The 6,637-nt window shown below is 52.6% G+C and carries 6 protein-coding genes; all 6 read right to left on the bottom strand.

Going from position 1 to position 6,637, the window contains the following annotated elements:
* Nucleotides 1–407 precede the first annotated feature (407 nt).
* Nucleotides 408–1,706 carry a cell division protein FtsZ gene (gene ftsZ / locus EJP87_RS00125; protein ID WP_130469835.1) on the bottom strand — a complete coding sequence of 433 codons (1,299 nt, stop codon included), beginning with the start codon at nucleotides 1,704–1,706 and terminating at the stop codon, nucleotides 408–410.
* Nucleotides 1,707–1,802: 96 nt separating this feature from the next.
* Nucleotides 1,803–3,047, bottom strand: coding sequence for a cell division protein FtsA (gene ftsA / locus EJP87_RS00130; protein WP_130469836.1), 1,245 nt, complete (start codon nucleotides 3,045–3,047; stop codon nucleotides 1,803–1,805).
* A gap of 137 nt (nucleotides 3,048–3,184) precedes the next feature.
* Nucleotides 3,185–3,874, bottom strand: a complete 690-nt coding sequence (locus tag EJP87_RS00135; RefSeq protein ID WP_130469837.1) for a cell division protein FtsQ/DivIB — start codon at nucleotides 3,872–3,874, stop codon at nucleotides 3,185–3,187.
* Nucleotides 3,856–4,836, bottom strand: coding sequence for a D-alanine--D-alanine ligase (locus EJP87_RS00140; RefSeq protein WP_227657379.1), 981 nt, complete (start codon nucleotides 4,834–4,836; stop codon nucleotides 3,856–3,858). The genes EJP87_RS00135 and EJP87_RS00140 overlap by 19 nt, the downstream gene beginning before the upstream one ends.
* Nucleotides 4,837–4,863: 27 nt before the next feature.
* Entirely contained in the window at nucleotides 4,864–5,817 is a 954-nt protein-coding gene (gene murB, locus EJP87_RS00145; RefSeq protein WP_130469839.1) for a UDP-N-acetylmuramate dehydrogenase, read from the bottom strand.
* Between the two features lie 60 nt (nucleotides 5,818–5,877).
* Nucleotides 5,878–6,637, bottom strand: a 760-nt coding sequence (locus EJP87_RS17530) for a glutamate ligase domain-containing protein (protein WP_265332083.1), incomplete at its 5' end; no start/stop codon positions are given.

The following is a 6,637-nucleotide window of genomic DNA, read 5'->3' on the forward strand; positions in this document are numbered from 1 at the left end:
CGGGTGTCATTTTTTTGGGGGTGTGATCCGGGAGGTGTCAAAAAATCTGTTGGAAAGGGTGTCAAAACTGCGTTCCAGAAGATTTTCGTTAACCTGACATTCGTTTCAGCAATCCTGGTGCCAATAATTGAATATAAAAGATGATTTATCCAGGAAAAGGGGATGGTACTTTTTTTTGTTTGGAAATGGAAGGAAAAAAGAGCTTTTGCCCGTTTCTTGACTGCTCAGGTATATGTAAAGAAAGGAAAGTGGCTGTTCAAGAGGGGCTACAGGGATGCGAGTAAAATTTGACAAATAGATGTTTTATTGGTTGCAACCGGCTCTTTCTCCCTCTCTTTCCGCCTTTTTTTGTGCGTTGAGAAAGAGAGAGAGGTGACAATTTTTTTACAAGTCTTTACCTGAGCAACTTAGTCCATCTGCCGACGCAAGAAGGTCGGTACGTCAAACGAGTCTTCCGAATTGATCTGGTCCAAGGTGTGATCCAGATTGACGGGGCGACGTGTTGTAGTACTGGTTGTCCGATTGCTGCGATACTCCTCTTGCGCAGCAGGCACAGGTGCGACCGCCGGTTTGCGTTGCTGTTGTGCCGGAATGGGGGCTGCTGCAGCATTGGCAGCGGCGGTATAGCGGCGTGGTTGTTGCTGTCCTGTCTGCCCATAAGAGGGCTGCCCATAGTGCGGGGCTTGCGGATAATGAGAGGCTGTACTGCCCTCCCGTTTGTTGCTGGGGAAGGCCATTTTTTCGGCAGTTCCAATACCGGTGGCAACCACAGTCACCCGGACCGTATCTTCCATGGCTTCATCCAATACGGCGCCAAAGACAATAATCGCATCTTCGTGTGCCATATCACGCACCACCGTTGCCGCCTCATCCACCTCTTGCAGTGAGAGATTATAACCGCCAGTGATATTGATCAATACCCCACGAGCGCCATGGATGGAGACATCATCCAACAAAGGACTGGAGATGGCATGGGTAGCGGCATCCAAAGCCCGTGTATCGCCACTGGCTTCGGCAGCTCCCATCATCGCCTGTCCCATCTCATCCATGACCGTGCGTACATCGGCAAAATCAACGTTGATCAATCCTGGCACGGTAATCAAATCGGTAATACCGCGAACCGCCTGATTCAACACATCGTCAGCACGACGAAACGCCTCCAGAATAGTGGTGTTTTTGCCAACAACCGCCAACAGCTTCTGGTTGGGGATGGTAATCACCGTATCCACATGTTTGCGCAGCTCATCCAGCCCCTCTTCGGCAAAACGGTAACGCCGTTTACCCTCAAAGTTGAATGGCTTGGTGACAACAGCGACAGTAAGTATGCCCAACTCTTTGGCAATACGGGCAATAATGGGTGCTGCCCCGGTGCCGGTACCGCCGCCCATGCCTGCCGTAATAAAGACCATATCGGCACCATCCAGGCTTTCACGAATACGATCCTGGCTCTCTTCCGCAGCGCGCATGCCCACTTCCGGTTTGGCCCCTGCACCCAAACCACGGGTAACATTTTCACCAATTTGGATCCGTGTGGGGGCCAGATTGCGGGCCAATGCTTGGGCATCGGTGTTGGCAACGATAAATTCAACTCCATCCAATTGGGATTGAATCATATTATTAATAGCATTGCCGCCGCCCCCGCCAACGCCGATAACTTTGATCCGTGCATCCAGATGATTGCCCTGTCCAAAATCTTCGATGATCATCGAAATCCCCCAAGGAGAAAGACCCTCTTACCCAACAGCGTGTTGCCGCTATATGGAAACGCGCTGATTCGTTATGCTTTTATTGTATCTGTACAGCTAAAATATTTCACCCAGCCAGGAGCGCATTCGGTGAAAGATTCCCTGCACCGATTGATGGTTGCCCCCTTGTGGGGCCATTTGCCGGGAAATCTCTTTTTCGTTACGGCTGGCAAACATCACCAGACCGACTGCGGTAGCATAAACAGGACTGTTGACCACATCGGTCAAACCGCCAATACCCTGAGGGGTGCCTCGGCGAACCGGCTTGTTGAACACCTCTTCTGCCAATTCAACCATACCCTCAGTAATGGAAGATCCTCCTGTCAGCACCACTCCGGCAGCCAACTGCTCCTCAAAGCCTGAACGGGCAATCTCTCGGCTGACCAGAGTAAACAGCTCCTCGACTCTGGGTTCGATAATTTCCGCCAGAATATGTCGTCCCAATGAACGGGCCTTGCGGTCACCGATGCTGGGAACTTCAATGCTCTCTTCCGGGTTGACCAGAGAGGAGAGGGCGCAGCCATATTTGCGCTTGATCAACTCCGCCTCACGGGTAGGTGTGCGCAAGCCGACGGCAATGTCGTTGGTGAGGTGATCACCGCCGATGGCCAACACGGCGGTATGTTTGATGTGACCTTCGCTGAAGAGGGCGATGTCGGTGGTGCCGCCACCGATATCCAGCAGGCAGACCCCCAACTCTTTTTCATCCGGGGTGAGTACCGCTTCGGCAGAGGCCAACTGTTCGAGGATAATATCGCCAACATCCAGTCCACAACGATTGACACATTTGATGATATTTTGTGCAGATGCAACTGCTCCGGTGACGATATGGACACGAGCTTCCAGCCGTACACCAGACATGTTCAACGGCTGTTTGATCCCATCCTGGCCGTCGAGAATATACTCTTGCGGGATAATATGGAGAATCTCCCGGTCCATCGGGATATTGTGTGCTCTGGCGGCGTCCAAAACCCGTTGGATGTCGCTGGCGGTGACTTCACCATCTTTGGTTGCCACCACGCCGTTGGAGTTACCACTTTTGATATGGCCTCCGGCGATACCCGCATAAACCATGCGAATCTCCACGCCGGCCATCATCTCTGCCTCTTCCACCGCCATGCGCATGCTTTCCACGGTGGAATCGATGTCGATCACCACACCCTTGCGGAGGCCGCGGGAGGGATGAGTGCCCACGCCAATGATGTCAAGACGTCCATCAGGCTGCTGATCGGCAACGATACAACAAATTTTTGTTGTACCTATATCCAAGCCAACAATCAGATTTTGGTCCTGTACAGGCATAGCCTATCCACTCGCAGGAGATTAACAACCAACTTCCCTATTTCCAGGAAATCATTTTCCCGGTTCGCAAAACTCTTCTGGCTCTTCTTACCATTATCGCCTTACTAATGGAAGGGACAATGATCAAAAAATTAGCCTTAAAGAGCAAATCGTACCATCGCCTTGCCTGAAATGCGCAACTCCACTTGTCGTACTTTGCGATCCAAAATCGCATACTGTTCTTGCAGCTTTTTCAGCAATTCCAGTTCCTGGTCAATACGTTTGGAAAGCAACAGTTTAATCCCCTGTTTGGTATACAGAGTCCATCGCCCACCGGGATAACTGACCGCCTCGGAAATCCGTCCTTGCAGCCAAGCATGCTTGCTGAGCAGATTGATCAGCCAGACCACTTGCGTTGCTTTTTCTTCTCCTGGTGCCGAAACAATAATCGGCAGCATTAACGGATCCTCTTTTTCCATCGGTTTGATGGTGGCGCCATACTCATCAACCAAAAACAGGCGATCTCCCTCTCTGACCATCCCTACGGCCACCTTTTCCACCACCCGAATCATCAGGATGGAGGGAAACTGCCGTTTGACGTGTACCGAGCGGACCCAGGGCAGACTCTCCAAACGCGCCTGCACCTGTTTGGGCTGCACGCTTAACAGATTACTGCCTTTTTCAACCCCGATGGTATCGGTTGCCAACGTCAGCGGTGTGTTGACCAAACCGGAAACACGCATCTCCTGGAGCGGAAACCAACCAGGTTTGTTGATCTCCCGCCAACCTGCCACCATCGTGGTCAACAAAATGATCAACAAAAAAAAAGCTATTTGTGAACGCAACATGAATCCAAGGTTGCTCCTGCCAGGATACGTTGCGCCATCTCCTCAAAGGCGATACCGCTTGCTGCTGCCGCCTTTGGGGCCAAGCTGGTTTCTGTTTGACCGGGAATGGTATTGATCTCCAATACCCAGGCCGTTCCTTGTGCATCCATGATCATATCCACCCGATACAGACCGCGACATCCTAAAACATTGCCAGCAGCCAATCCCGTGGCAGTTGCCTTGTTTCTCTCTGCTTCCGAAAGAGAGGGGCTCGGAATCAGATAGCGGGTGCGTCCGGGGGTATATTTGTTTTGATAGTCAAAAAACCCACTTTCCGGGCGAATCTCAATCAAAGGCATGGTCATGCCATCCAGCACCGCCAAGGTGATCTCATGACCCACAATCTCTTGTTCCAGTATAATGTCCGCCTCTGTACCCATCGGGGCCGCAGCATGGGCGGCTGCCTGCAGTGCTGTTTCCAACTCGGCCACATCGCCAACACGGCAAATACCTACGCTGGAACCGGCAGAGGAGGGTTTGACAAACAAAGGAATACCCTGCCATGCCTCGCTGAGATGGCTGCGTTGCTCAGCGCTTAACGCTGCTCCTGCCGCGAGACGCAACTCTTCCCAGGCCGGTGTGGCAATTCCAGCGGCTTGCAACAAGCGTTTGCTCAGTGCCTTGTTCATGCAGATGGCAGAGGCGGTTACGCCAGAGCCGGTATAGGGAATCTGCATGACCTCCAATAATCCTTGTATGGTCCCATCCTCGCCAATCGGTCCATGCAAAGCGATAACAGCCACTTCAATGCCATGCTCCAGCAGTTGCCTGGGCAGATCACGACCGGATTGCGTATCGATGGCAACTGCCGTATAACCCAAACGCTGATAGGCAGAGAGCAGTGCTGCCCCGCTGCGCAGACTGACTTCCCGTTCGCTGGAGGAACCACCCAGCAAGACACCAATTTTTTTCCCTTTATCCACTGTCAAGCCTATTCCGGGTGCTGGGTGTTAGTCGGAGAGCAACCCCTCACTGCCAACAATTTTTACTTCTAAAGCCAATTCAACGCTGCCAGATTGCCAGACCCGACTGCGGATATGTTCAATCAATCTCCGCATCTCACTAGCCTGCGCTCCACCCAGGTTGAGCAAAAAATTACAATGTTGTTCAGAAACCTGCGCTTGTCCTTCGCGGGCGCCGCGCATGCCCACCCTCTCAATCCATTGCCACGCCTTTGCTCCCATAGGCGGATTTTTGAAGGTGCTGCCAGCCGATGGATAGCGCAAGGGCTGTGCCTCCCGTCTTTGGCGATTCAAGCTCCGCATCCGCTCCCGTATGCGTTGTGGATCATCGCGGCGCAAAGAGAAGAGAGCTGATACAAAAAGCCAATCCTGGGCAATTCCACAGCTTCGGTAGCCCATGCCCATCTCTGCGACAGTCAAGGTGTGGCGTTGACCCTGCGTATCCAATACCTCACACGAGCTTAAAAGGGCTTGGATGTCACTGCCATACGCCCCGGCATTCATGCGCAACGCACCACCAACAGTACCAGGAATGCCTCCTAAAAATTCGGCACCGCTCAAACCGTTTTGGCGGGCAAAATGGGCCAGCGAGCGGGTATCAACACCTGCATCTGCGCGAATTTGTACAATTTCATCATCAGGGTGTCCGCTGAGCAACTCCAGACGATTCAGATAGCGCCTCAGCTCCAAGACTACCCCAGTAAAGCCATTATCGTCAACCAGCAAATTGCTGCCACCACCCAGAATGAGACGCGGCAAGCCATCAGGCCAATGGGCCAACAACTGTTGCAACTCCGTTATGGAGCGCGGCTGCAATAGCCAACGGGCAGGACCACCAATTTTCCAGGTTGTCCGCCCAGCCAAAGATACCTGCTCAAGTATAGGGAGTTTCAGGCTGGCAATCCAGGTATTATTGCGAGTCAGATCTACTTTTCTGTCCATTATATTGACAAAAATAAATTTCCAAAGGCAACATTTCAGCCAACATGAAAGGAAAATAGCCTATGCTTCGGCAAAATTGCGGGCTTTTTTGGTAATACTGCCAGCACCCAGAAACACGACCACATCACCTGGCAGTAAAAATTCCTCCAGTTGTGAACGGCCTTGCTGCAGAAAATCACCATCAGGAAGCGGAAAGGTAACAACCTCGCTCTGTTCGGCAATCCCCTCCAGCAACTGTTGACGCATGGCATCGGGAGTCAGATGAGCCAGCGGACTCTCTCCTGCCGGATGGATGCGATCCACCAAAACCAGATCGGCTTGCCGGAAACAGGAGAGAAATTGCGGCAGCAGGGATTGCACCCGGCTGTAGCGATGCGGTTGAAACAAGGCTACCAGACGGCGTTCCGTGCCGAAGCCTTCGCGTACCCCTTGCAGCGTCGCTGCTATTTCGGTGGGATGATGGGCATAGTCATCAATGATCACCCGTTCCGGGGTGTTGCAGAGCAGATCAAAGCGCCGCCGTACCCCCTTGTATTGATCAAGCGATTGGTCGATGACCGGCCAGGGAATCTCCAACTCCAAAGCGACAGCAATGGCCGCCAAGGCATTGCTGACATTGTGCCGACCGGGCAGAGCCAAGCCAACCTCACCCAGGATTGAGCTCTTGCCACTCACCGGATCCAGACGTTGCACGGCAAAACGGGTACGCTCCCCTTCGCGCCGAATCTGCACGGCTTGATAATCGGCACCATCCTGCAAGCCATAAGTAATCACCCTTTTATCGGTCAAGCGGGGCAGTAGTGCTGCCACCTCTGGATGA

This window comes from Candidatus Magnetaquicoccus inordinatus (assembly GCF_004217665.1).
Lineage (GTDB): Bacteria > Pseudomonadota > Magnetococcia > Magnetococcales > Magnetaquicoccaceae > Magnetaquicoccus > Magnetaquicoccus inordinatus.

Bases quoted from the DNA above. Each gene is read 5' to 3' on its own strand.
- EJP87_RS00135 (WP_130469837.1), bottom strand. From the start codon at position 3,874: ATGTTGCGTTCACAAATAGCTTTTTTTTTGTTGATCATTTTGTTGACC.
- ftsA (WP_130469836.1), bottom strand. From the start codon at position 3,047: ATGCCTGTACAGGACCAAAATCTGATTGTTGGCTTGGATATAGGTACA.
- ftsZ (WP_130469835.1), bottom strand. From the start codon at position 1,706: ATGATCATCGAAGATTTTGGACAGGGCAATCATCTGGATGCACGGATC.
- murB (WP_130469839.1), bottom strand. From the start codon at position 5,817: ATGGACAGAAAAGTAGATCTGACTCGCAATAATACCTGGATTGCCAGC.